We start from the raw sequence: 22,103 nt of genomic DNA, 5'->3' as shown, positions 1-22,103 counted from the left end.
ACAAACCCGATAGCAATGTAAATCCTTTTTGTTTTGACCTGTCATCCTGAACGATAGTGAAGGATCTACACTGAGCATTACCGAAATAGATTCCCTCAAAACTAGGGATAACAACAGTACCGAAACAAAAAGATTGAAATGGATAGCGGGACTAAAGCGACCGAAAAGCACTAAAATTAATTTTCTAAAAATCCACTTTTAACTCTTTGTTGGTTAATCTAATATATCTTTGAATAGTTCCATTTATTAATGGTAAATTAAAGGCTAGTAAACATTCAGTTTGCTTTTTTGTTCACTATACATATGAATATAGAATTACGTAAGCTCACTATTGAAGATTACAACGACCTCAAGGAATCCATGCAGCAAGCCTATTTAGACAGTGGCAACGGCGTATGGAGCAGAGCAAAAATAAACGATCTACTGAAAATTTTCCCCGAAGGACAACTGTGTATTGCTGTAGATGGCAAAGTAGTAGCGTGTTCGCTTTCCATTATTGTTGATTACGATATCTTTGGCGACAACCATACTTATGAGAAAATTACTGGAAAGTACACCTTCTCAACGCACACGCCGCTAGGTAATGTACTTTACGGAATAGAAGTTTTCGTTCACCCTGAATACCGAGGTTTACGATTGGCCAGACGTTTATACGAAGCTAGAAAAGAACTTTGTGAACTGCTTAATTTGGAAAGCATTATTGCTGGTGGTAGGCTGCCTGGGTATCACGAATATGCAGAGAAATTAACACCCCGTCAGTATATTGATAAGGTAAAAGCAAAGGAAATTTACGATCCAACCTTAAGCTTCCAAATTTCCAATGATTTCCACGTACGCAAGGTGCTGAAAAATTACCTGCCTGGGGATATAGAATCGAAGGAATATGCCACGCTGATTGAATGGAATAACATCTACTATCACGACAATATTTCGCCTCGATCAGCCAAAACCATTAGATTGGGTTTGGTGCAATGGCAAATGCGTTTATTTAACGATTTAGACGCTTTTTATGAGCAGGTAGAGTTTTTTGTGGATGCCGTAAGTGGCTACCAATCGGACTTTATCATGTTCCCAGAGTTTTTCAACACCCCTCTCCTACAACCTTATAATCATTTACCCGAGCAGGAAGCCATGAAAAAATTGGCGGATAAAACAGAGGAGATTGTGCATCGGCTACAAGAGTATGCAGTTTCCTACAACGTAAATATCATTGCAGGAAGCATGCCTATAAAAGAAAATGGCAAATTGTATAATGCTACTTATTTATGTCACAGAAATGGTTTAACAGAGGATTATCGTAAAATACATATTACCCCTAACGAGAAAAAATACTATGGCATGAGTGGCGGCGATAAAATTGGTGTATTTGATACCGATTGTGGTAAAGTGGGTATTTTAATTTGTTACGATGTGGAGTTTCCAGAGCTGAGTCGTATTTATGCCGACCAAGGAATGCAAATTTTATTTGTACCCTTTTTAACAGATACTCAAAACGGCTATACCCGTGTGCGGCATTGTGCACAGGCCAGAGCCATAGAAAATGAATGCTATGTGGCCATTGCTGGTTGTGTGGGAAATTTGCCTAAAGTAAACAATATGGATATCCAGTTTGCACAATCGGCAGTTTTTACCCCTTCAGATTTTGCATTTCCAACCAATGCCATCAAAGCCGAAACTACACCAAACACAGAAATGATGTTGATGGTAGATGTTGACTTACACCTTTTGGATGAACTGCACCACTTTGGTACGGTAAAGATTTTAAAAGACAGAAGAACTGATTTGTACGAAGTAAAGCTGCTAAAATAAGCAGCTTTACACTCAAAATATAGTTGGTTGGTACACTATTTTGTCACATTGTTTCTAAAAAAGATGAACCAAACCACTAGCAAAACCACTATTACAATTGGAATGACCCATTTCATGGCCTGGCCTGCCCCTTCATTATCGGGCTCATTTACCGTGGGCGCAGGTTTAGGGTTTTCTTGATGCGCATCGTAATTGGTTTCTACGTCATGCGTTACATGTTTATTTTCATTTTCAGTATTTTCCGTTTGATTTTCCATAACTCAGTTTAAATTTAGTAGTAGCTTATTATAATTTGTATTGCTATTATTTAACAACCAACCTTAGTAAAAGGTTTGTTAGCCAAATGGCTATCTTTGCAAAACAATGTTCAATCAGGCGAGTAAATACAGTCACATGATCAAGCAAGAAGCCCAGCGTTTAGGCTTTATGTCTTGTGGTATTGCCAAGGCCGAATTTCTGGAAGAAGAAGCTCCTCGATTAGAAAACTGGCTCAAAAACAACCACCATGGGGAAATGGGCTACATGGAAAACTACTTCGATAAACGTTTAGATCCTAGATTATTGGTGGAAGGTGCTAAATCAATCGTATCGCTCACGTTGAATTACTATTCGGAAGAAAAGCAACGGGACGAACATGCGCCAAAAATCTCCAAATATGCTTATGGAATGGATTACCACGCTGTGATTAAAGAAAAGCTACAGGAGTTAATGCATTTTATCCGTGAAAATATTGGCGAAGTAGACGGACGTTGTTTTGTAGACTCGGCCCCAGTAATGGATAAAGCTTGGGCGCAAAAAGCTGGCTTAGGCTGGCGGGGCAAAAATTCGAATTTAATCAGCAAGCAAGCAGGTTCTTTTTTCTTTCTCGCAGAACTGATTATAGATTTAGACCTGGATTACGACAATCCCTTCCCTACAGACCATTGTGGTTCTTGTACCCGTTGTATCGACGCTTGCCCTACCAATGCCATTGTAGCCCCTTACAAAGTAGATGGCAGCAAATGTATTTCGTATCTGACCATTGAGCTTAAAAACGAAATTCCTACCGAGTTTAAGGGAAAAATGGACAATTGGATGTTTGGTTGCGATGTTTGCCAGGATGTATGTCCTTGGAACAGATTTGCGACCGTTCATAATGAAGAGAATTTTAAACCCAAAGAAGAATTGCTAGGATTAAGCAAAAGCGAACTGCTTGACATGACGGATGAAGTATTCAAGAAGGTTTTCAAAAATTCGCCCGTTAAACGAACTAAGTTTACGGGTTTAAAACGTAACATTGATTTTTTAAAGCAATCATGAAAAGACTTCCATTATTATTCATTGTTCTAATTATTGGTTTAGGAGCATTTGCTCAGGAACTGAAACTAAAAAAACGCAAAGCAGATGCACTTACAGGAAGTCAATTTTCAAAGCTAATTGTCGATACCAACATAAGCCTTTCTGCACGAGAAGAAATGATTTGGCAGGAGGTTAAAAACGGAAATATCCCTTCATTCTTAAGGAAGCTATCACCTATAGAAATAAACAAAGTAATTGATATAAAAAACTATCAATTAATTATTTATACAACATCTGATTATCTTTCTATTGGCACCGACACCGATTACATCTACATGCCCACCACACCTATGCTGGCACAGCGTATCGCCAATTTAACCCACACCTTATTACCTACCAAAAGCATGGTAGATGAGATCTATCGCCAAGCGATAATCAAATTAGAACCACAGCCTATCCCACCCACAAAAGCAATGACCACCGTGCCTGTTTTTAGAATGCACCATGAGATAGTGCAAAAACAGTTACAAGCATTGGGTAGCAATTACAAACAAGGCAGCTTAACTGCGGGGAATAAAAAAGACATCATTATCTCTAATAAAATATATAGACAAGCTACCCCTAGAGTAGTGATTTACGGTTGGCATAAGCTAGATGGTAAAGCCATACAACCTGTTTATAATAAACACACCAATACCTGGGCGGATTATAGTCACGGAGTTCGCTTGATTAGTAATATTGGCTATCTTAATGGAAAAAAAATCAAGCTTACTGATCTTTTAAAAGATCCTATTCTTCACGAATTGCTAAGTGATGAGGGAATGATCATGGAAGCAAAATATCCAATAGATTAGACAGTGCAGTTGTCCTCGTGAGCACCAGAAACGATTATTATTATGCTCATTAATTTATAATCGCTTAACATTGACCCTAAAATAAATTGGGGTGACGACAAATCAATGCATCGTCATGCTGACCACGAAGTAGCTGCGAAGCAAATTTAGTTCAGCATCAGTTTTATAGGGAATACTAATAATTAATAATTTAATTCAGATTGTTAGGCTTGCTAACATATTTATTCCCCTTAAGGTAAAACCTAAAAGGCCATAAGGCATGTTCCTGCGCGTAAGCCACACCTATTCTAGTAGTGGCTGCAATCTCATCTTCAGTATATTGTCTATCACTATCTTCAATCCAAATTTCGTTGGCAGATAGTTCTTTAGCATTAAGCTGCCTATCTATACCTAAAGCTTTTGATAATGCTCCTGGACCTGCAGTAATACGAGAAGCTAACTTCTCCATCTTTCTCCTCTCCAACATCAGTTCGATACCTTCCGTAGGTTCTATGGCCCTAATCAATACCGCTTGTGGATTACCAGCCGTACCACTCACCACATTTAATAAATGATGAATGCCATAGCACAAGTACACATAAGTGACGCCACCAGCTAAATACATGGTTGCTGTTCTATTGGTATTTCTTCCACCATATGCATGACAGGCTTTATCTACCACCCCATCATAAGCTTCTGTTTCTGTAATGATACCACCAGTAAGTTTTCCATCAATATTGGTGAACAACATTTTACCAAGTAACTGCCTGGCTACCTCAACTACATCTTCATTTTGGTAAAAAGAAGCAGGTAATTTAGCCATGAATCAATCTTAAAATTTCATTTAGGTATTTAGCATCAACATTATCAAAATGAGATAGATATTCACTATCAACATCTAAAACCCCAACGATTTGATCTTGGAGATAAAAAGGCAATACAATTTCAGATTTAGATGCTGAAGCACAGGCGATATGCCCAGGAAACTCATCCACATTTGGCACCACAAGCACCTCTTCTCTTTGCCATGAGGCACCACAAACCCCTTTTCCCTTTTTGATACGTGTACAAGCTACTGGTCCTTGAAAAGGCCCCAATACTAACTCCTCATTTTTCACTAAATAGAAACCCACCCAAAACCAGCCGAACTGCTCTTTTAAAGCCGCACAAACATTGGCCAAGTTGGCAATTAAATCATCTTCACCTTCAACAAGGGCTTTAATTTGCGGAATAATAGATTGATACTTTTCTTCTTTCGAAGCCGTCTTTAAAATGGTTAAATCTTCTGCCATGGCACAAATTTAGTTATTAAATAACGGGATACATCAAAGAGAATATAAAATGGAAATAAAATGAGATTAGCGCAAAGTCCTTCTTCCATATACCCCATAAGCCAGCAGACCAAGAAAAGGGAATATGACCACAATGTTAGTCCAAGCAGTTTTATGCTGCCGCTTTTTAACATCCGTGGCACGTTTAGCAATATCCTTTACTGCCCAAGCAGATAGCCCTATCCAAAGCAGAATGGCAACGATTAAAACAAAACCTAAAGCGTTCATATGATAAATCTAAACAAAAAACTCCACAAATTACAACTATTCAACATCTGTGGTTTGGATAAAACAATTTCCTTAGTTTTGACCGATTAGAACTTAACTAACAACACAATGAACAAAAAAAGCTTATTAATTACTTTACTTCTGATTGGTGGTTTGAGCCATTTGGGCTACAAACTACGTGATGAAGGAATGTTTCCTTTGAGCGAAATCAGCAAATTGGATTTAAAGAAAGCTGGTTTAAAAATTGACCAAAATGAAGTATATAATCCAAATGGCGTCAGCTTAGTAGATGCATTGGTTAACGTTGGCGGATGTACGGGATCGTTTGTCTCAGACGAAGGATTGATCATTACTAACCACCACTGTGCGTTTAGTGCTGTACAATTGGCAAGCACGCCTGAAAATGACTATTTAAACAAAGGTTTTGTAGCAAGAACACGTGAACAAGAAATTGAAGCAAAAGGTTTAACCTGCCGTATTACAGATAGCTATGAAGATGTATCTGACCGAATCTTAGGATCAGTAGCCAATATCGATGATCCTGCCACCCGCTTGCAGATGATCAACAATCAAATGAAAAACATTGCAGCCGACGCAGAACAAAAAGACCCAAGCATTAAAGCCGAAGTTTCGGAAATGTTCATTGGCAAAACCTATGTGTTGTTCAGATACAAAACCATTCAAGACGTAAGATTGGTTTATGTACCCAACCGTCAGATTGGCGAATTTGGTGGAGAAACAGACAATTGGGTATGGCCCCGTCACACAGGTGACTACTCGTTCATGAGAGCTTACGTAGGCAAGGATGGCAAACCAGCAAAGTATAGCAAAGACAACGTTCCTTTCAAACCAAAAAAATCACTAAAGGTAAATGCAAACGGCACCAATGAAGAGGATTTCGTATTTATTTTGGGCTATCCTGGCAAAACTTTCCGTCATCGCCCTGCGCAGTTCATTGACTACCAAGCCAAATATGTACTGCCCTATACTTCTGATTTATATGATTTCCAAAACACCACAATGGAAAACGTAGGCAAAAAAGATAAAGCGACCGAAATAAAGTTAGCAACACGCATTAAGCGCAACGCAAATGTAATGAAGAACTATCGCGGTAAATTAACTGGAATAAAAGGAATTGACCTTGTCGCTAAAAAACAAGAAGAAGATGCTGCTTTGGCTGAATTCATCAACAGCAATAGCGATGTAAAAGCACAATACGGAAATTTGATGGCCAACATCGACCAGCTTTACAAAATCATTAATGGCGATGCCAATAGAGATTTATGGTTGAGCCAAATCTACACCTCTACCAGCCTATTGAATGTTGCCAAAAACATCAACATCTTTAAAAACAACCTCAATCAGCAGCCTTCAGCTCAAAAACAAACTTATTTCGAGAACAATATTGGCAAGCTAAAACAAACCTTAAGCACCATTTACGACGCTTACGATATTGATGTTGACAGACGAATCTTCAAAAGAATGATGATGGATGCCGTGGCTTTTACGCCAAATCAAAGAGTAACCGCGATCGACAAAATCATTAACCGCGGAAGCAACAACGAAGCGATGGCCAATGACTACATCAGTGACACTTTTGGCCTAACGAAGCTAAAAGACCAAGATTACGTATTTAACAGCCTCTTAAAGTCTCCAAAGACCTTAACCGACTATAATGATGGCTTACTCTTATTGGAGAGCGATATTGCCCGTCAAATAGCCGAATTAAAACCAGAAAAAGATCGAAGGGATGGACTACTGAATAAATTGATGGGCGACTATGTGAATGTTAAAGAAAAATTCTTAAAAAAAGGCTTCATACCTGACGCGAACAGTACCCTACGCTTAACTTACGGATATGTACGCGGCTACTCGCCTGCTGATGCCACATACATGTCACCTTACACCACCATTAAGGGAATATTAGAAAAAGGAGCTACTAGCAATCCTGATTTCTACTATCCAAACATCATTAAGGAGCTTTGGAACAAAAAAGACTTCGGTCCTTTTGCTAAAAAAGAATTAAACGATGTTCCCGTTGCTTTCCTTTACAACATGGATACTACTGGCGGAAACTCTGGTTCTCCGATCATGAATGCTAATGGCGAATTGATTGGCGTAAACTTTGACCGTGCTTACGGTGCCACGATAAACGACTACGCTTGGAATGAAAGCTATAGCCGCTCTATAGGTGTCGACATCAGGTACGTACTTTGGGCAGCATCCAAAATAGACAAAGCCGACTTCTTACTCAAAGAAATGGGTGTTAAACTTTAATCCAATTTAGGTATCCGCAGTGCTCGATTTCAGATTTACAAATAACGGATCGATCGAGCACTGCCAACACCTAACGTATTACACAAAACTAAAATCGAAAACAACAATGAGAATTATAGCAGAATTACCGCACCCACAATGCAAAATCAGCATCTTCAGCATGAACCAAAAATTCATTGTAAAATTTGAACAAGGACCTTATGAACAGAGCTACAAAATCTCGGAATTAGACCTTACAGGAGGAGGGGTAAATGAAGTATTTCAAATCATAGACGAAGAGTTTATCGAAACAGTAATAGAGCGCTTCAAAGTAATGAGGGGCGATTTTATAGCTGCTTACCAGAGACAGCAGTAAACCTCCATTTAAAAACTGCAACCATCTATTAAAAAGACACTTAATCATCAAAACAGAATTTTATTCTGCATTTTAAACATTTTTGCGACTAAATATCGAACCTTATAAAAATAAAAACTTTAATAGAGTTAATTTAAAAATATTGATTTATAATACTTTATAAAAGCAAACGAAATATAATTCGGTACCTAAAAAACGCCAAACAAATGCAAAGTTTGGCTAAAATCACTCTTTATTTCCCCTATTTACTGCGCCGCATAAAAATTTATTTTTACAGCACTAGAAGTGCTGTTTTAGATTAACTTTGTTTTCTCAAAAAAAATTCATGGCAAACAATAGAAATGCTGGTGTATTCTTTATACTAGTAACCATCCTTTTCGACTGCATAGGTTTTGGTATCATCATTCCCATCATGCCTGCCCTCATTAAGGAACTCACTGGTGCAACGCTGAGTGAAGCTTCTGAATATGGTGGTTTTTTACTTACCGTATACTCGCTGATGATGTTTGCTTGTTCACCTATTCTTGGGGCCTTAAGTGACAAGACAGGTAGGCGAACTGTATTACTCATTTCCTTATTTGGTATGGCCATAGATTATTTCTTTTTGGCATTTGCCCATACCATTTCTTTGTTGTTTCTTGGTCGTATCATCGCAGGGATATGTGGGGCAAGTATCACTACCGCCTCTGCTTACATTGCAGATGTAAGTACACCAGAAAAAAGAGCACAAAACTTTGGGTTAATCGGCGCCGCATTTGGCTTAGGTTTTATCATCGGCCCCGTCATTGGCGGTGTATTTAGTCAATTTGGAACAAGGGTGCCTTTCATGATTGCTGGTGGACTTTCACTGATCAACTGGTTATATGGTTATTTCATCCTTCCTGAATCTTTAAAGAAAGAGAATAGACGCAAATTTGAATGGAAAAGAGCTAACCCTGTAGGCGCTTTAATGCAAATTAAACGCTATCCTTCATTATTGGGATTACTAGCGGCCCTTTTGATCTTATTCATCGCCGCACAATCTACCCAAACCGTTTGGGCATTTTATACGCAAGAGAAGTTTCACTGGAACGAAACTTGGATTGGTTATTCGTTGGGCTTTGTGGGCTTAACTGTTGCCATTGTACAAGGTGGATTAATCCGTATCATTATTCCAAAATTTGGACAGAAAAAGTCGATTATGTTTGGCTTGTCTTTGTATGTATTAGGCTTCGTTCTATTCGCATTTGCCAGTAAGGGATGGATGATGTTCGCCTTTATGGTGCCGTATGCGCTTGCAGGCATTACTGGTCCAGCTATACAAGGGATTATTTCTACGCAAGTAAAACCAGATGAGCAAGGCGAATTACAAGGGATTATGACCAGTTTTATGAGCTTGGCAAGTATTATTGGCCCGCTATTAATGTCGTACCTTTTTGCGCATTTCACCAGCAAGCAAAGTAGCATTTACTTTCCTGGAGCACCGTTTATGATGGGTGCTGTACTTACCTGCGTATCCATTGTGATTTGTTATCAGAATTTGAAGAAGCATCATTAGGTAATTAGCTAATTGGTTAATGAGATAATTTGATGATATTTGGTTCTTCGAAATTCGCAGCTTTTTAGCCCGTTGCTGCGTTCACTAGACAATTAGCTAATTACCACATTATCTAATTATCGTATGATCTCATTAGCTAATTACAAAAGTTCTGTCGCCAAATTTGCCAATTCACTACGTTCCCCTTTTTGCAAGGTTATATGGGCATATAATGGATGGTTTTTGGCATTCTCTATAAGATAAGACAAGCCATTGCTTTCCGAATCTAAATACGGGGTGTCTATCTGATACACATCTCCTGTAAATACAATTTTGGTATCCTCACCTGCACGGCTAATAATGGTCTTTATCTCATGAGGCGTAAGATTTTGAGCTTCATCGACAATAAAGAAAATCTTATTTAATGTTCTGCCACGAATAAAGGCTAATGGAGCAATTTCAATTTTTTCAGTACTCACCAGCTCATCTATTTTGTGCTGTGTTTTTTCATCATTGGCAAATTGTTCCCTGATAAATTTCAGATTATCCCAAATAGGCGCCATGTACGGATCTACTTTCGACTTCACATCACCAGGCAAAAAACCAATATCCTTATTGCTTAAAGGAACTATTGGTCTGGTAATGTAAATCTGTCGGTAGTTTCTACGCTGCTCCAAAGCACTCGCCAAAGCAAGCAATGTCTTGCCAGTTCCTGCATTGCCTTGTATGGTCACCAGCTTAATTGCTGGATTTAACAGCGCTTCTATGGCAAAGCTTTGCTCGGCATTACGTGGCGATACTCCGAAAATAGGTTCATCTTCCACTAACTTTAAGCTATGGTCGTTTACATTGTAAAATGCGATTTGTTCCTTTCGCTTATTTTTGAGAACATAAAAATGATTTGAGGTGGTGTGCGGTAAATCTAACTTCGAGGCATTAATCAATTTCTGTTTCTTCAAATCATCTAACACTGTAACATCTGAAAATTTCAGTATCGTTTTACCGCTATAAAGCTCCCCCACATTTTTCACTTTTCCCGTCTCATAATCTTCCGCATGTAGCGCAAGTGCTTTCGCTTTTAAACGCAGGCAGATATCTTTCGAAACCAGCACTACTTTTTGGTTTGGATGTTCCTCTTTAATCACCAAAGCCGCATTCAGTATCCTATTGTCGAACTTGCCATGGCTGAATAAAGTTTCTGCATTTTGCTGGCTAGGTTGCTCATCAATCTGAATTTTAAATCTTCCTGTGCTTTGCTTGTTCAAAACCGACCATTTATTAAGCAAATTGCTTTTGGAAGCACTATCAATAATTCGGATGAAATTACGGGCTTCAAAATTACGGGTATCGTTACCGCTTTTGAAATTATCAAGTTCCTCCAACACTAGCGCTGGAACAGCCACATCATGCTCTTGAAAATTGTTGACTGCATTGTGGTCGTACAAAATTACTGAGGTATCAAGTACGAATATTTTCTTTGAAAGCTGCGGATTTTCCTTTTTTGCCATGATTATTTAAATTTAGCACTTATCGAGCAAAGATGGCAGCAAGATTTAAAACTTTTATGGGCACAAAAAAAAACGGAGAACTGCCTCTTTCGATTTGGTTCTCCGTTTAAACCTACCTTCATTCGTAAACAATGGTAAGCTATCAATCGAATTTTACTTGACCTTTCGCAGCTTCCCTTTCTTTCGATTGTTCTGCCTTGAAATGATGTTCTCAAGCTTTCCCTCCATAGAGTTCCAGTTTTTCCCATCATTGTCTATTTTAATTGTTCAGCATAAGGTATCTCTACCAATTTGCTTCTCCATCTTTCCTTGCGGATGACCTGAGTTTCGCTGTCTTATTCATTTCGGTGTTGAACCTCTATGAACCTACCATGTTATCGAAAACATGTGTAGACTGAAACAATTTTTAATCCCGAAGATTTTAGCTTTTCAGCTTCATCATTCGTTTTGGATTTTTATTAGACGATCAAAGTACTTCGTTTTTGATATCATCTAAATTACTACAGACAAGCCCATTTAGCAAGAAAATTAACTCAAATTTATTAACAAGTTATGAACCAAATATTTACCTCTAACCAACAGGTCAAACTGCCAGAAAACTTAATCAATTTGCTGGAATCGGTATATTGCCTAAAACCCAGACTAAGTTGTTAACATACAACTTATTAACAACAGAAACTCATTTTGCTATTTTTCGATGGCTTTGGGCAACGTATTTTGATCAAGTGCATTGTATTTCTTTAAAATCTCCAATGTTTTTTTGATGGGTAACGCTTTCACTTCACGACCATTTCCTTTAGTATCAGTGGCCATAAACAACGAATTTAAGAGTGCTTCTTCGGTTGCTTCCCAAACGGCCATAAACAAAGGCGACAGTTCATCGTTATTTAAATCATCTATATTCCTTACTTTATTTTTGGATTGATACGGAATTCTGTTCCTCTCATAAGTGGAAAATGCTACGGCATAATCACCACTCCCATTGGAAGAAAATGCGCCCACATTACCAAAGGCGATGTAAGACCTCTTGGCCAAACGTTCCAGATTTCGGTCGGAAAGTGGTGCATCGGTAGCGATGATGATCATACAAGAACCATCTGCTTTGTAAGGTTTACTTTTATCCATCAGATAAAAATTATTCAACTCCCTACCTACTGGCGCACCGTTGATCTGCAATACCCCACCAAAGTTTGACTGCACTAACACACCTACGGTATAGCCACCTTTTGATGCTGGCAGCACTCTTGAAGACGTTCCGATGCCACCTTTATAGCCTAGCGCTTCCGTTCCAGTGCCTGCACCAACACAGCCTTCCTCTACCATTCCTTCTTTTGCTTCATTAATTGCTTTCAGCACATCTTCGGCACGCACATGACGTCCCCTAATATCATTTAATCCGCCATCATTGGTTTCACCAACCATGGCATTCACCGATTTTACCTGCTCGTTACCAGGTTGCAAAAGCATATAATCAATTAAAGCATTGGCCACCAAAGGTGTATTTAAAGTATTGGTCAAAAGAATAGGTGTTTCTAAATTACCCAACTCCTTAATTTGGGATAAGCCCATGGATTTCCCAAAACCATTGCCCACATAAATCGCTGCGGGGACTTTATCCTGAAAGACATTTCCTCCATGAGGAACAATAGCCGTCACTCCAGTTCTCACCGAATCTCCTTTAATCAAGGTGGTATGTCCAACCTTTACACCTGCCACATCGGTAATGGCATTGTATTTTCCTGTATGAAGTATTCCCGTAAAAACTCCAAAATCACGAGCCCTTCCTCTTTTTTCTTGTGCATCAGTGGTTGTGACCATAAACACAACAAATCCCATCGTCAAAATCGCATTAATCTTCATATCATTGGTATTAAAATAAATTCTCTCTAAGCTATGGATATGCTTAAACGTTTACAAATGACAAAAGCGACTATTTCTCGCCTATTTTAAAATCATTTCAGCGCAAATAGTGTTAGATTTGTATATGCTTCAACGCCCGATCAGAGATACCCAAGATTTTTTATTGAGCAATTACTTTGCAGAAGGCCTCCGAATTAGTTTCGGTGTACTTTGTCCTTCATTGATCATGGCGCATTTTGGGATGTTGCAATACGGCATGACCTTATCGCTGGGAGCACTTTGTGTGAGTATAGTAGACTCTCCAGGTCCAATCCACCATCGTAGAAATGCCATGTTGGTAACTACTGCCCTGCTATTTTTAGTGAGTATCATTGTTGGTTTAACCAATAAGAGTGATGTTTTCACTGGCATTATGGTGGTGGTTTTCAGTTTTGTCTTTTCCATGTTGTTTCTATACGGAAACAGAGCGGCCTCTATCGGTACTTCGGTTTTACTGATCATGATATTGAGTATTGATGATGTAAGGCCTTGGCAGGAAGTGATTTTTTATAGTATACTGGTATTTATTGGCAGTATTTGGTACACTTCTCTGAGTTACATCATCTATCGACTACGACCTTATCGCCTTGCGCAACAAACGTTAAGCGACTCGATACATGAGATTGCGGATTTTTTAAGGGCCAAAGCGAAATTCTATTCTCATAATACCGACTACGAAAAGAATTATGCTGACCTATTACAGTTACAGGTAGACGTACACCAAAAGCAGGATGAAGTTAGAGAAGTGCTTTTTAAAACAAGGGAAATTGTAAGGGAATCGACCCCTCAAGGCAGATTTCTATTAATTGTTTTTACGGATACGGTAGATTTGTTTGAACAGGTGATGTCTACCTATTACAATTACAAACAACTGCACAAGCAATTTGATTCGATAGGTATTTTATCTCATTATGAAGAAGCTATCAATAAAATTGCGGATTCGTTAGATGATATTGCTTTTGCTTTAAAGAGTGGTGGTATTCCAACTTTAGCGGAGAATTTAGAAAACGACTTGTTAAAACTAAGACAGGAAATTAGTGATTTAGAGCAGCAGAAAGGTGAAACTTATAATACCTTAGGGATTATCGCACTACGTAACATCGAGGTAAATATCGAAAACATTGTAGGGCGTATCAAAACCATCAACCAATATTTTAACAAGAAGGAAAAACGTAAAATTAAAAAGGGAGATGTTGATGTAGCCAAGTTTGTGACCTCGCAGGAAATCAACATCAAGCTTTTATTAGACAACCTTACTTTTAAATCTTCCACCTTTAGACACTCGGTAAGAGTTGCCATTGTAATGTTTATTGGTTTCGTGGTGGCAAGAAGTCTGGATTTCGCCCACAGCTATTGGATTTTGTTGACCATCCTCGTGATTTCGAAACCTGGATTTAGCTTAACCAAGGAACGAAACTACCATCGTATTATAGGTACCATTGTGGGCGCTTTTATAGGGATGGCTATTTTACACTACGTTCATGATAAGAACACTTTATTCATCATCCTTATCTTGTTCATGATTGCAGGCTACAGCTTTCAGCGCAAAAATTACGTGGTGAGCGTATTGTTTATGACGCCTTACATTCTCATTATTTTCGAATTTTTGGGCATGGGTACCATGTCAATTGCCAGAGAAAGAATTTATGACACCTTGATTGGTTCGGGTATTGCCCTATTGGCTAGCTATTCACTTTTCCCTAATTGGGAACACGAAAAAGTGAAAGAAGCGATGGTAGACATGATCAATGCGAACAAGTATTATTTTGCCGAAGTGATTAAGCTGTATTTCGAAAATGGATCAGATTTAACGAGCTACAAACTAGCCCGAAAAGAAGTTTTTGTAAAGAGCTCCAATTTGGCTTCCCTGTTTCAGCGTATGTTTTCGGAACCGAAGAGTAAACAGGTTCATATGCAAGAACTGCATCAGTTTACGGTACTCAACCACTTGCTTTCTTCTTATGTAGCCAGTTTGTCCTTGTATATCAAAGAACATCATTTCATTTGCACCAATTATCAGGAAATTAGACCCATTGCAGAAAATACTACTTACTTATTGGAAAATGCCAGCGAAAATCTCCACAAACAGGTTGTTGAACCTAGCAACGTTCCGTTAATTCGTTTAAAAAAACCGCCTGAACCTCAACTTTCTGATACAGCCATCGTGATCGAGGAGCAGTTTGATTTGATCCAAAAAGTATCTTACGATATTTTTAAGCTTACCGAAAAAATCAAAATATAGTCTAAATACTTTACCAAACTAAAAAGTCTTTCGTTTGTTGCATACAAAAAAAGAAAGACAATCATGGAAAAAGTATATACAGCCTCAGTTACCGTTATCGGCGGTAGAGATGGGCACGCAAAATCAAGTGATGGTATATTTGAAACAGATTTAAGGAAACCGAAGGAAATGGGCGGACAAGGTGGTGCGCCAAATCCCGAGCAGTTATTCGCCACGGCATGGGGTTCGTGCTATTTGGGAGCTTTACAATCTGTAGCAGACCCCGAAGGTGTTGATGCCAGCAATGCCAGTGTGAATGTGCATGTATCTTTTAACAAAAATGGCAATGGTTTTGCACTTTCAGCTGATTTGGATGTGCATATTCCCGATATCAGCATAGAAGAAGCTCAAGCGCTGGCTGATAAAGCACATGCCGTTTGCCCTTATTCCAAAGCCACAAAAGGCAATGTAGAAACAAGGGTTACCGCAGTTTAATTATCTGATGTTCACACTACGTCATTCCCAACTTGACGGGAATCCTAATGCCAAATACGTGTTAAGATTCTCGCATTTTCGGGAATGACGTACTGAGTTTTACAACAACAACTTACTGGCCAAACCCAATAGCAACAAGAAACCAAATACGTCAGTAAAAGTGGTAATAATAATAGAAGATGCAATGGCTGGGTCAATGCCTACCCTTTTCAGCAACAATGGAATACCAGCGCCCGTGAAACCTGCTATAATTAAGTTTCCAGTCATGGCCAAGAATATCACGAAGCCAAGCATTAAATTTGCATCGAAGAAATAAGCGAAAGCTAATACAATGGCTCCCGTTACGGCACCATTGATCATTCCTACGGTAAACTCTTTCAAAACAGCTCTATAAGCTTGTTTATCTGTCAAATCATATAATGAAATACGCCTCACCGTAACCGCCAGTGCTTGCGTAGCGGCATTGCCCCCCATTCCAGCAATAATGGTCATATAAGCCGATAAAATGGCTAAATGCGCTAAGGTGTCTTCGTAATATCTCACTACGGCTGATGCTAAAAAAGCAGTACCAAGGTTGATGATGAGCCAGGGCAATCTGGATTTTACGGCATCCACCCAGTTACCAGCCAACTCCTCATCTTCCGATACCCCTGATATTTTAAGGATATCCTCCGTATTTTCGTCTTCGAGTACGTCGATCACATCATCAAAAGTTACCCTTCCCAAAAGCTTCAAATAGCCATCAACAACAGGTATACTCGTTAAATTATATTGAGATAAAAGCTTGGCTACTTCCTCCTGATCGGTATCTGCGTTCACATAAACAGCATCAGGCTTCACCATATCCATGATCTTCACATTACCCTTAGCTTTGATAATATCTTTCAAAGAAACAATCCCTTTAAAGATATTATCATCATCAACTACAAACACCGTATAAAACTCCTCAATCTCTTCGCTTTGCTGAATAATTTGATCTATCGCATCTTTTTTGGTGAGGTTAATATTCACCTTAATCATCTGCGTATTCATTAAACCACCAGCAGTTTCTTCGTGGTAGCTTAATAAATTCCTGATGCTTTCAGCGTCATCCTTACTTAAATCTTCCAGAATTTCATGCTGCTCGTGTGCTTCTAGTTGCGAAATGATGTCGGTAGCATCGTCATAATCTAGCTCTTCAACAATCTCAGTACGTTTTTCTGGATGCAGCTGAATTAAAAGCTCTTCAGGATGGGCCTCTTCGCTCATTTCTGCAATCACCTCCGAAGCCTTTTCTACCTCGAGCAGGTTGATGATCCGCTGCCTATCCTCCGCCTTAATATTATCGAAAAGAATAGCAATTTCAGATGCGTGATATTCGGCCAAAATGCTACTAAGCTCTTGGTCATCTCCCTCAATTGCCTTTCTTAGTTTAGAAAGGTCTGTCTTATCTAATTCGAACGATTGCATGTTGGCGAGATTAAAAATGTAATGTTTGTTCTATAAATTTAATTGCGCAACTCCCAAAGCTACCCCTAAAGCAATCCCAAAACTTAACAAAGTCCCTATTAAAACATATTCTGTAAGTTTAAGTTCATTAGCTTCCCTTAAATCACCAAACCTAAAAATAGATTTTGCAGCCAATAAAAATCCTACTGCTTCAAAATGTCCAGTTAACACAAAAACGTAAATCAGTAAACGCTCTAAAATGCCTATAAATTTACCAGCATTTTGTAGTGAAATTGAATTTTTATCAGGAATAAACCTCGCTATAACCACTTTAATAACGACTGCTGTAGGCGAGCAGAGTAATAATGCGCCAAAAATGTAGAGCCAGAATCTTTGTTCGTACAGGAAAGCAAAATTGATATTTGCCGTTGCCGACATACTTAACCAGCAAGCAACGATTACCATAATATGCAATGCTTGATCTACAAAAAACCAAACGCGTTTATTTTTTGGTTTCTGAAAAACCAGTTTACAGGCATCTATCAGATAATGGCTAACCCCAATAATGATTGCCTGTGGCCAAACATCTAAAGAAAAGAAAAACACAAACACCAATGCTACGTGAATACCTACGTGCCAATACAACTTATTTGATTTGAGCTTAAGGCTTTCCTTTTCTACTACCCATTTATCTGGCTGAAGGAAAAAATCGCCAAGCACATGAGCCAGTAAAAATTTAATTAATGCTATTTCCATTTTTTAAAGATTTCGGCAGTCAACTTCCTATACTTATTTTCCAATTCCATGATTTCGGTAAAATGCGCTCGTTTTAGTGCTTCGCTAATAGAAGATTGGCTTCTTCCCGATATTTGGGCAATTTTATCTTGCTTTTCGTTGTAATTTTCGAGCATATGCTTTACCACTTCCGAAGCTGTTGGACTCCATCCATCCATGGTAATTAAGGCCAGTTTAAGATATAAGTTCATGTCCTCATCAAATCTTGACGATGGACTTTTGACCAAAAGGTTCACCTTATTACTTTTAAGCGTATCAAACCCTTCACCCGAATTGACATAAGCTTCTCCGTTAGATTCAGTTACCTTTTCCGAAACAATTGTAATTTCTCCCAAACCTATGCTCATTCTCACATCAGCACCTTTGATGGTTTTGATACAAGCTTTGATATATAAGGCATTTAGCAAAGCCTCTGTCATTGGCAATTCAACCTGAAAACTGTCGCCACGAAAAATTTCCCATCTTGATTTTCTTTCTGGCAAAGCTGATAAGGTCTCTTTTAAAGTAGCCATCCATTGAGGAGATAATTCCCTTGAATTAATAATATCGCCTGTTATTACTGCAATCATAATACCAATATCGGCAAAAAAGCCGATAATACAAAATATCGGCTAATTAACCGATAATTTAAAATATCGGCAAAAAAGCCGATAATATAATTTATCGGCCATTCTTCCGATAAATGATTCAAAACTATCCTTTAAAATATCCGTTATTAAACGATAATGGCATTAATAGAATTCACCAACAAAGGTATTTATTGCAAGCGAGGCAATTTTTACATTGATCCTTGGCAACCTGTAGATAAAGCCGTGATTACCCACGGCCATGCTGACCATGCAAAATGGGGAAACAAAAACTATTTATGCCATCCCTTAACCAAGCCCATTTTAACAGAAAGATATGGCTTGTTTGATAATGTAGAAACCTTAGCTTACCAAAAGACCATCGACATTAATGGTGTAAAACTTACTTTATTTCCTGCAGGACACGTCATTGGCTCTGCGCAAATCAAACTGGAATACAAAGGCGAAATTGTGGTGGTTTCTGGTGACTACAAAACCGAGTACGATGGTATTAGCACCGCTTTTGAACCTATAAAATGCCATACCTTCGTTACAGAGAGCACTTTTGGCTTACCTATATATAAATGGCAGCCACAAAAACAGCTCTTCGAGAGCATTAAAAATTGGGTAGCAGGTAATCTTCAAAAAAACAAAACCAGCATCTTAATAGCCTACAGTTTAGGAAAAGCACAAAGATTAATTAAACACCTGGCTGGCAATGAGCCCATTTTTGTGCACCAAACCATTGCCAATCTTAATCAGGCATTTATTGATGCTGGTGTAGCGCTACCTTCAACCATCAAAATCACTCCAGAAATAAAGAAGGACGAGTTGCAAAAAGGGATAGTCATTGTGCCCCCAGCATTAGCAGATAGCAAATGGGTGAAGAATCTTATTAATCCTGCAATTGGAATTTGCAGTGGTTGGATGGCTGTAAGAGCCGGTAGAAGATGGCGCAGTGCCGATGCTGGTTTTGCACTTAGCGACCATGCCGATTGGGCAGGCTTACTCACTGCCATAAAAGCTACCGAAGCCGAAAAAGTAATGGTAACACACGGAAGTACGGCTATTTTCAGCCGATATTTAAATGAGATAGGCATTAGTGCCCAAGAGGTTAAAACGCAATACGGAGAGGAAGAAGAAGCAGAAGAAAAGGTAGTTGAAAATGAAGTTAAAGAGGATCAAACCAAAATATGAAGCGTTTTGCCCAACTGATACAGGAACTGGAACTAAGCAATAAAACCAATGACAAAATAGAAGCTTTGGTTAATTATTTTAGTGAAGCCGATGAAAATGACAAACCTTATGTCATCGCTCTATTTACAGGCAAAAAGCCTAAGCGGCCAATTGGTACCAACCTCATCAAACAATGGGCAATAGCACTTAGCGACATTCCCGAATGGCTATTTACCGAAAGCTACCACAATGTGGGCGACCTTAGCGAAACCGTAGCTTTGGTATTGCCAACTGCCGAACATACCATAGAAAAACCTTTACATCAATGGATAACAGAGCTGGCTGAACTTCAAGGCAAAACCGATGAAGAAAAGAAAACCTATGTACTTACCGCTTGGAACAGTTTAACCACGCAAGAACGGTTCATCTTCAACAAACTCATTTCTGGCAATTTCAGAATTGGCGTTTCCAATAAAATGTTGGTCAATGCCATCGCCAAGCAAAGTCAACAAGATGCCAATAAAATTATGCACAGCATTATGGGTAAATGGCAACCCAACAGCATTAGCTATGCAGAACTGACTTCTGGTAGTCATGTAAACACAGATAATTCATGGCCTTATCCTTTTTGCCTCGCTTATGCCCTAGATACCGAACCTAAAAATCTTGGTGATACTGCAGATTGGCAAGCCGAATGGAAGTGGGATGGTATACGAGGACAAATCGTAAAACGAAACAGCGAATTATTTATCTGGAGCCGAGGCGAAGAATTGGTCACCGAACAATTCCCAGAACTACATTTCCTCAAAGATGAATTGCCAGATGGAACCGTATTAGATGGAGAAATTCTTGCCGTAAAAGATGGGAAAGTTCTCCCTTTTAGCACCTTACAACAGCGCCTAAATCGTAAAACCATCAGTAAAAACCAATTAGAGAATGCCCCTATTGGATTTTTCACCTACGATTTACTAGAGCATAAAGCAAAAGACATCAGAACTTCAACCTTGTCACAACGAAGAGCTTGGCTAGAAAAAATCATCAACCAACTCAGCCACAAAAACAAGGTGCTCCTATCTCCTATCATTAGCTTTAACAGCTGGCAACAATTGGCCGAAATTAGAGAAACGGCCCGTGAAATTAATAGTGAAGGGATTATGTTGAAGAACCTTAATTCTATTTTTCACTCAGGCAGAAAACGGGGCGATTGGTGGAAATGGAAAATCAATCCTTATACCGTTGATACCGTAATGATTTATGCGCAAAAAGGCAGTGGTCGCCGAGCCAATTTTTACACCGACTACACCTTTGCAGTACGTGATGGCGAAAAACTTATTACCATTGCAAAAGCTTATTCTGGATTAACGGATAAGGAAATAAAGGAAGTAAACAGCTTTGTAAATAAAAATGCGATTGAAAAATTTGGGCCAGTACGCACAGTTAAGCCAGAACTAGTATTTGAAATTGCATTTGAAGGCATTGCCGAAAGTAAGCGTCACAAAGCTGGTTTAGCACTACGCTTTCCTCGAATCGCTCGTTGGCGAAAAGACAAAAACGTTGATGAAATTAACACCTTGGATGATTTGAGACAATTATTAAATTCTAATTAAGCATTACAGCTTAAAAGACATCCCTATCCCTAAATTAATCAAATTAATATTTTGGGAACTTGATAGGTCATTACTGATCCCACTACCACTTGCCTTAATATCAAATGTTGGCTTAGCAGCTCCGTAATCGGCAATTAATCTTAAACCAAAATTTTGAGAAATATGATAATTAAAGCCCACTCCCAAAAGAACCCCAAGTGAAGTTGCACCAGCTGATTCTTGTACACTATTACCATTAAAGGCACCTGAAATAGCAATTTTAACTTCAGGCGAACTCGTATATTGAAGCCCTCCCAATGTTCTAGCAATAAGATTAAAGCGGGTACTGATATGATGTATGTAACTAAAACCTATAAAAACATTAGCATTCTTCCAATTCGTCATCGACATCTTTAAAGATGAACCTGTAGGTGCATTATAAGCAAAATCGACGCCATTTACACTTCCCGACAATCTTCCTGTTAAATAAATATTTTTTAATAATCTATGATCATATTCAAAAGCTAAAAAAGCACCAGTCTTAGCCAATCCAGCACTTGGATCGCTGATATCTTTATCTCCAAAATCACTTACAGGCAAGCTAGGCCCGATAAGAATGTTAAACGATGATTTCTTCGAATCCTGGGCAAAAGAAGCAATACACGACATTAATAATAATGAAGCAAAAAGAGCTGAAAATTTCATAATGGTTATTTGCCGCTAAAATACCATTCTTCAGTAGAAACACAAATTTTCATCAATGATAAAATTATTTTAATCATTTAAACATTTCATTTGTTTA

Annotated in this window: 20 protein-coding genes; 10 read left to right on the top strand and 10 right to left on the bottom strand. The window is 38.6% G+C overall.

Annotated features, from left to right (window positions below; all coding sequences use genetic code 11):
- The first annotated feature begins 303 nt into the window (after positions 1-303).
- Positions 304-1,809, top strand: a complete 1,506-nt coding sequence (locus DUT70_RS03460) for a carbon-nitrogen hydrolase family protein (RefSeq protein ID WP_113645892.1) — start codon at positions 304-306, stop codon at positions 1,807-1,809.
- Positions 1,810-1,844: 35 nt separating this feature from the next.
- On the opposite strand, the gene DUT70_RS03455 is transcribed toward DUT70_RS03460, so the two are convergent.
- The gene (locus tag DUT70_RS03455) at positions 1,845-2,066 is read right to left on the bottom strand and encodes a hypothetical protein (RefSeq protein WP_113645891.1); all 222 of its coding nucleotides are present in this window, start codon (positions 2,064-2,066) and stop codon (positions 1,845-1,847) included.
- Positions 2,067-2,172: 106 nt separating this feature from the next.
- On the opposite strand from DUT70_RS03455, the gene queG reads away from it, so the two are divergent.
- Positions 2,173-3,108 carry a tRNA epoxyqueuosine(34) reductase QueG gene (gene queG, locus DUT70_RS03450; protein WP_113645890.1) on the top strand — a complete coding sequence of 312 codons (936 nt, stop codon included), beginning with the start codon at positions 2,173-2,175 and terminating at the stop codon, positions 3,106-3,108.
- Positions 3,105-3,941: a hypothetical protein gene (locus tag DUT70_RS03445; RefSeq protein WP_113645889.1), complete on the top strand. Its 837-nt coding sequence runs from the start codon at positions 3,105-3,107 to the stop codon at positions 3,939-3,941. Before queG ends, DUT70_RS03445 begins: the two co-directional genes overlap by 4 nt.
- A 190-nt stretch (positions 3,942-4,131) precedes the next feature.
- Here the strand turns inward: DUT70_RS03445 and DUT70_RS03440 are convergent, their stop codons facing one another.
- The 3 genes from DUT70_RS03440 to DUT70_RS03430 form a co-directional block, all read right to left on the bottom strand.
- Positions 4,132-4,743 (bottom strand): DNA-3-methyladenine glycosylase, encoded by a 612-nt coding sequence (locus DUT70_RS03440; RefSeq protein ID WP_113645888.1) that lies wholly within the window; start codon positions 4,741-4,743, stop codon positions 4,132-4,134.
- Complete coding sequence (locus DUT70_RS03435) at positions 4,736-5,212, bottom strand: GAF domain-containing protein (RefSeq protein ID WP_113645887.1); 477 nt, start codon at positions 5,210-5,212, stop codon at positions 4,736-4,738. The genes DUT70_RS03440 and DUT70_RS03435 overlap by 8 nt, the downstream gene beginning before the upstream one ends.
- A gap of 66 nt (positions 5,213-5,278) precedes the next feature.
- Positions 5,279-5,479, bottom strand: coding sequence for a PLDc N-terminal domain-containing protein (locus DUT70_RS03430; RefSeq protein WP_113645886.1), 201 nt, complete (start codon positions 5,477-5,479; stop codon positions 5,279-5,281).
- A gap of 108 nt (positions 5,480-5,587) precedes the next feature.
- Here DUT70_RS03430 and DUT70_RS03425 point away from each other — a divergent pair, with 108 nt between their 5' ends.
- From DUT70_RS03425 to DUT70_RS03415, 3 genes are all read left to right on the top strand, one after another.
- Positions 5,588-7,756: a S46 family peptidase gene (locus tag DUT70_RS03425; RefSeq protein ID WP_113645885.1), complete on the top strand. Its 2,169-nt coding sequence runs from the start codon at positions 5,588-5,590 to the stop codon at positions 7,754-7,756.
- A 106-nt stretch (positions 7,757-7,862) separates the two neighbouring features.
- Positions 7,863-8,111: a hypothetical protein gene (locus DUT70_RS03420; protein ID WP_113645884.1), complete on the top strand. Its 249-nt coding sequence runs from the start codon at positions 7,863-7,865 to the stop codon at positions 8,109-8,111.
- 325 nt (positions 8,112-8,436) lie between these two features.
- Entirely contained in the window at positions 8,437-9,648 is a 1,212-nt protein-coding gene (locus DUT70_RS03415; RefSeq protein ID WP_113645883.1) for a TCR/Tet family MFS transporter, read from the top strand.
- Between the two features lie 140 nt (positions 9,649-9,788).
- Here DUT70_RS03415 and DUT70_RS03410 read toward each other — a convergent pair whose 3' ends face one another.
- Entirely contained in the window at positions 9,789-11,135 is a 1,347-nt protein-coding gene (locus DUT70_RS03410; RefSeq protein WP_113645882.1) for a PhoH family protein, read from the bottom strand.
- Between the two features lie 687 nt (positions 11,136-11,822).
- Entirely contained in the window at positions 11,823-12,995 is a 1,173-nt protein-coding gene (locus DUT70_RS03405; RefSeq protein ID WP_113645881.1) for a DmpA family aminopeptidase, read from the bottom strand.
- Positions 12,996-13,104: 109 nt separating this feature from the next.
- Between DUT70_RS03405 and DUT70_RS03400 the strand changes: the two genes are divergently transcribed.
- Together DUT70_RS03400 and DUT70_RS03395 are read left to right on the top strand one after the other, a co-directional pair.
- Complete coding sequence (locus DUT70_RS03400; RefSeq protein ID WP_240432013.1) at positions 13,105-15,276, top strand: FUSC family protein; 2,172 nt, start codon at positions 13,105-13,107, stop codon at positions 15,274-15,276.
- A gap of 63 nt (positions 15,277-15,339) precedes the next feature.
- Complete coding sequence (locus DUT70_RS03395; protein ID WP_113645879.1) at positions 15,340-15,750, top strand: organic hydroperoxide resistance protein; 411 nt, start codon at positions 15,340-15,342, stop codon at positions 15,748-15,750.
- A 99-nt stretch (positions 15,751-15,849) separates the two neighbouring features.
- Here the strand turns inward: DUT70_RS03395 and mgtE are convergent, their stop codons facing one another.
- Genes mgtE through DUT70_RS03380 form a run of 3 tightly spaced genes read right to left on the bottom strand, consistent with a single transcriptional unit; the run spans position 15,850 to position 18,542 of the window.
- Positions 15,850-17,199: a magnesium transporter gene (mgtE, locus tag DUT70_RS03390; RefSeq protein WP_113645878.1), complete on the bottom strand. Its 1,350-nt coding sequence runs from the start codon at positions 17,197-17,199 to the stop codon at positions 15,850-15,852.
- A gap of 30 nt (positions 17,200-17,229) precedes the next feature.
- Positions 17,230-17,934 carry a DUF3307 domain-containing protein gene (locus DUT70_RS03385; RefSeq protein WP_113645877.1) on the bottom strand — a complete coding sequence of 235 codons (705 nt, stop codon included), beginning with the start codon at positions 17,932-17,934 and terminating at the stop codon, positions 17,230-17,232.
- Positions 17,925-18,542, bottom strand: a complete 618-nt coding sequence (locus DUT70_RS03380; protein ID WP_113645876.1) for a SatD family protein — start codon at positions 18,540-18,542, stop codon at positions 17,925-17,927. The genes DUT70_RS03385 and DUT70_RS03380 overlap by 10 nt, the downstream gene beginning before the upstream one ends.
- Positions 18,543-18,698: 156 nt before the next feature.
- On the opposite strand from DUT70_RS03380, the gene DUT70_RS03375 reads away from it, so the two are divergent.
- Both DUT70_RS03375 and DUT70_RS03370 read left to right on the top strand, forming a co-directional pair.
- Positions 18,699-19,736 carry a ligase-associated DNA damage response exonuclease gene (locus DUT70_RS03375; RefSeq protein WP_113645875.1) on the top strand — a complete coding sequence of 346 codons (1,038 nt, stop codon included), beginning with the start codon at positions 18,699-18,701 and terminating at the stop codon, positions 19,734-19,736.
- Positions 19,733-21,322: an ATP-dependent DNA ligase gene (locus tag DUT70_RS03370; protein WP_113645874.1), complete on the top strand. Its 1,590-nt coding sequence runs from the start codon at positions 19,733-19,735 to the stop codon at positions 21,320-21,322. The genes DUT70_RS03375 and DUT70_RS03370 overlap by 4 nt, the downstream gene beginning before the upstream one ends.
- A 3-nt stretch (positions 21,323-21,325) precedes the next feature.
- On the opposite strand, the gene DUT70_RS03365 is transcribed toward DUT70_RS03370, so the two are convergent.
- Positions 21,326-22,006, bottom strand: coding sequence for a hypothetical protein (locus tag DUT70_RS03365; RefSeq protein WP_128353282.1), 681 nt, complete (start codon positions 22,004-22,006; stop codon positions 21,326-21,328).
- Between the last annotated feature and the right edge of the window lie 97 nt (positions 22,007-22,103).

The organism is Pedobacter chitinilyticus (assembly GCF_003313385.1).
GTDB lineage: Bacteria > Bacteroidota > Bacteroidia > Sphingobacteriales > Sphingobacteriaceae > Pedobacter > Pedobacter chitinilyticus.
Note: the sequence above shows the minus strand (reverse complement) of the source record. Positions and strands in the feature narration are given on the sequence as shown.

Coding starts and splice junctions, on each gene's coding strand:
- DUT70_RS03420 (WP_113645884.1), top strand. CDS start 7,863: ATGAGAATTATAGCAGAATTACCGCACCCACAATGCAAAATCAGCATC.
- DUT70_RS03380 (WP_113645876.1), bottom strand. CDS start 18,542: ATGATTGCAGTAATAACAGGCGATATTATTAATTCAAGGGAATTATCT.
- DUT70_RS03440 (WP_113645888.1), bottom strand. CDS start 4,743: ATGGCTAAATTACCTGCTTCTTTTTACCAAAATGAAGATGTAGTTGAG.
- DUT70_RS03365 (WP_128353282.1), bottom strand. CDS start 22,006: ATGAAATTTTCAGCTCTTTTTGCTTCATTATTATTAATGTCGTGTATT.
- DUT70_RS03430 (WP_113645886.1), bottom strand. CDS start 5,479: ATGAACGCTTTAGGTTTTGTTTTAATCGTTGCCATTCTGCTTTGGATA.
- DUT70_RS03395 (WP_113645879.1), top strand. CDS start 15,340: ATGGAAAAAGTATATACAGCCTCAGTTACCGTTATCGGCGGTAGAGAT.
- DUT70_RS03405 (WP_113645881.1), bottom strand. CDS start 12,995: ATGAAGATTAATGCGATTTTGACGATGGGATTTGTTGTGTTTATGGTC.
- DUT70_RS03425 (WP_113645885.1), top strand. CDS start 5,588: ATGAACAAAAAAAGCTTATTAATTACTTTACTTCTGATTGGTGGTTTG.
- DUT70_RS03460 (WP_113645892.1), top strand. CDS start 304: ATGAATATAGAATTACGTAAGCTCACTATTGAAGATTACAACGACCTC.
- DUT70_RS03370 (WP_113645874.1), top strand. CDS start 19,733: ATGAAGCGTTTTGCCCAACTGATACAGGAACTGGAACTAAGCAATAAA.
- DUT70_RS03410 (WP_113645882.1), bottom strand. CDS start 11,135: ATGGCAAAAAAGGAAAATCCGCAGCTTTCAAAGAAAATATTCGTACTT.
- DUT70_RS03375 (WP_113645875.1), top strand. CDS start 18,699: ATGGCATTAATAGAATTCACCAACAAAGGTATTTATTGCAAGCGAGGC.
- DUT70_RS03455 (WP_113645891.1), bottom strand. CDS start 2,066: ATGGAAAATCAAACGGAAAATACTGAAAATGAAAATAAACATGTAACG.
- DUT70_RS03435 (WP_113645887.1), bottom strand. CDS start 5,212: ATGGCAGAAGATTTAACCATTTTAAAGACGGCTTCGAAAGAAGAAAAG.
- DUT70_RS03385 (WP_113645877.1), bottom strand. CDS start 17,934: ATGGAAATAGCATTAATTAAATTTTTACTGGCTCATGTGCTTGGCGAT.
- DUT70_RS03445 (WP_113645889.1), top strand. CDS start 3,105: ATGAAAAGACTTCCATTATTATTCATTGTTCTAATTATTGGTTTAGGA.
- mgtE (WP_113645878.1), bottom strand. CDS start 17,199: ATGCAATCGTTCGAATTAGATAAGACAGACCTTTCTAAACTAAGAAAG.
- queG (WP_113645890.1), top strand. CDS start 2,173: ATGTTCAATCAGGCGAGTAAATACAGTCACATGATCAAGCAAGAAGCC.
- DUT70_RS03415 (WP_113645883.1), top strand. CDS start 8,437: ATGGCAAACAATAGAAATGCTGGTGTATTCTTTATACTAGTAACCATC.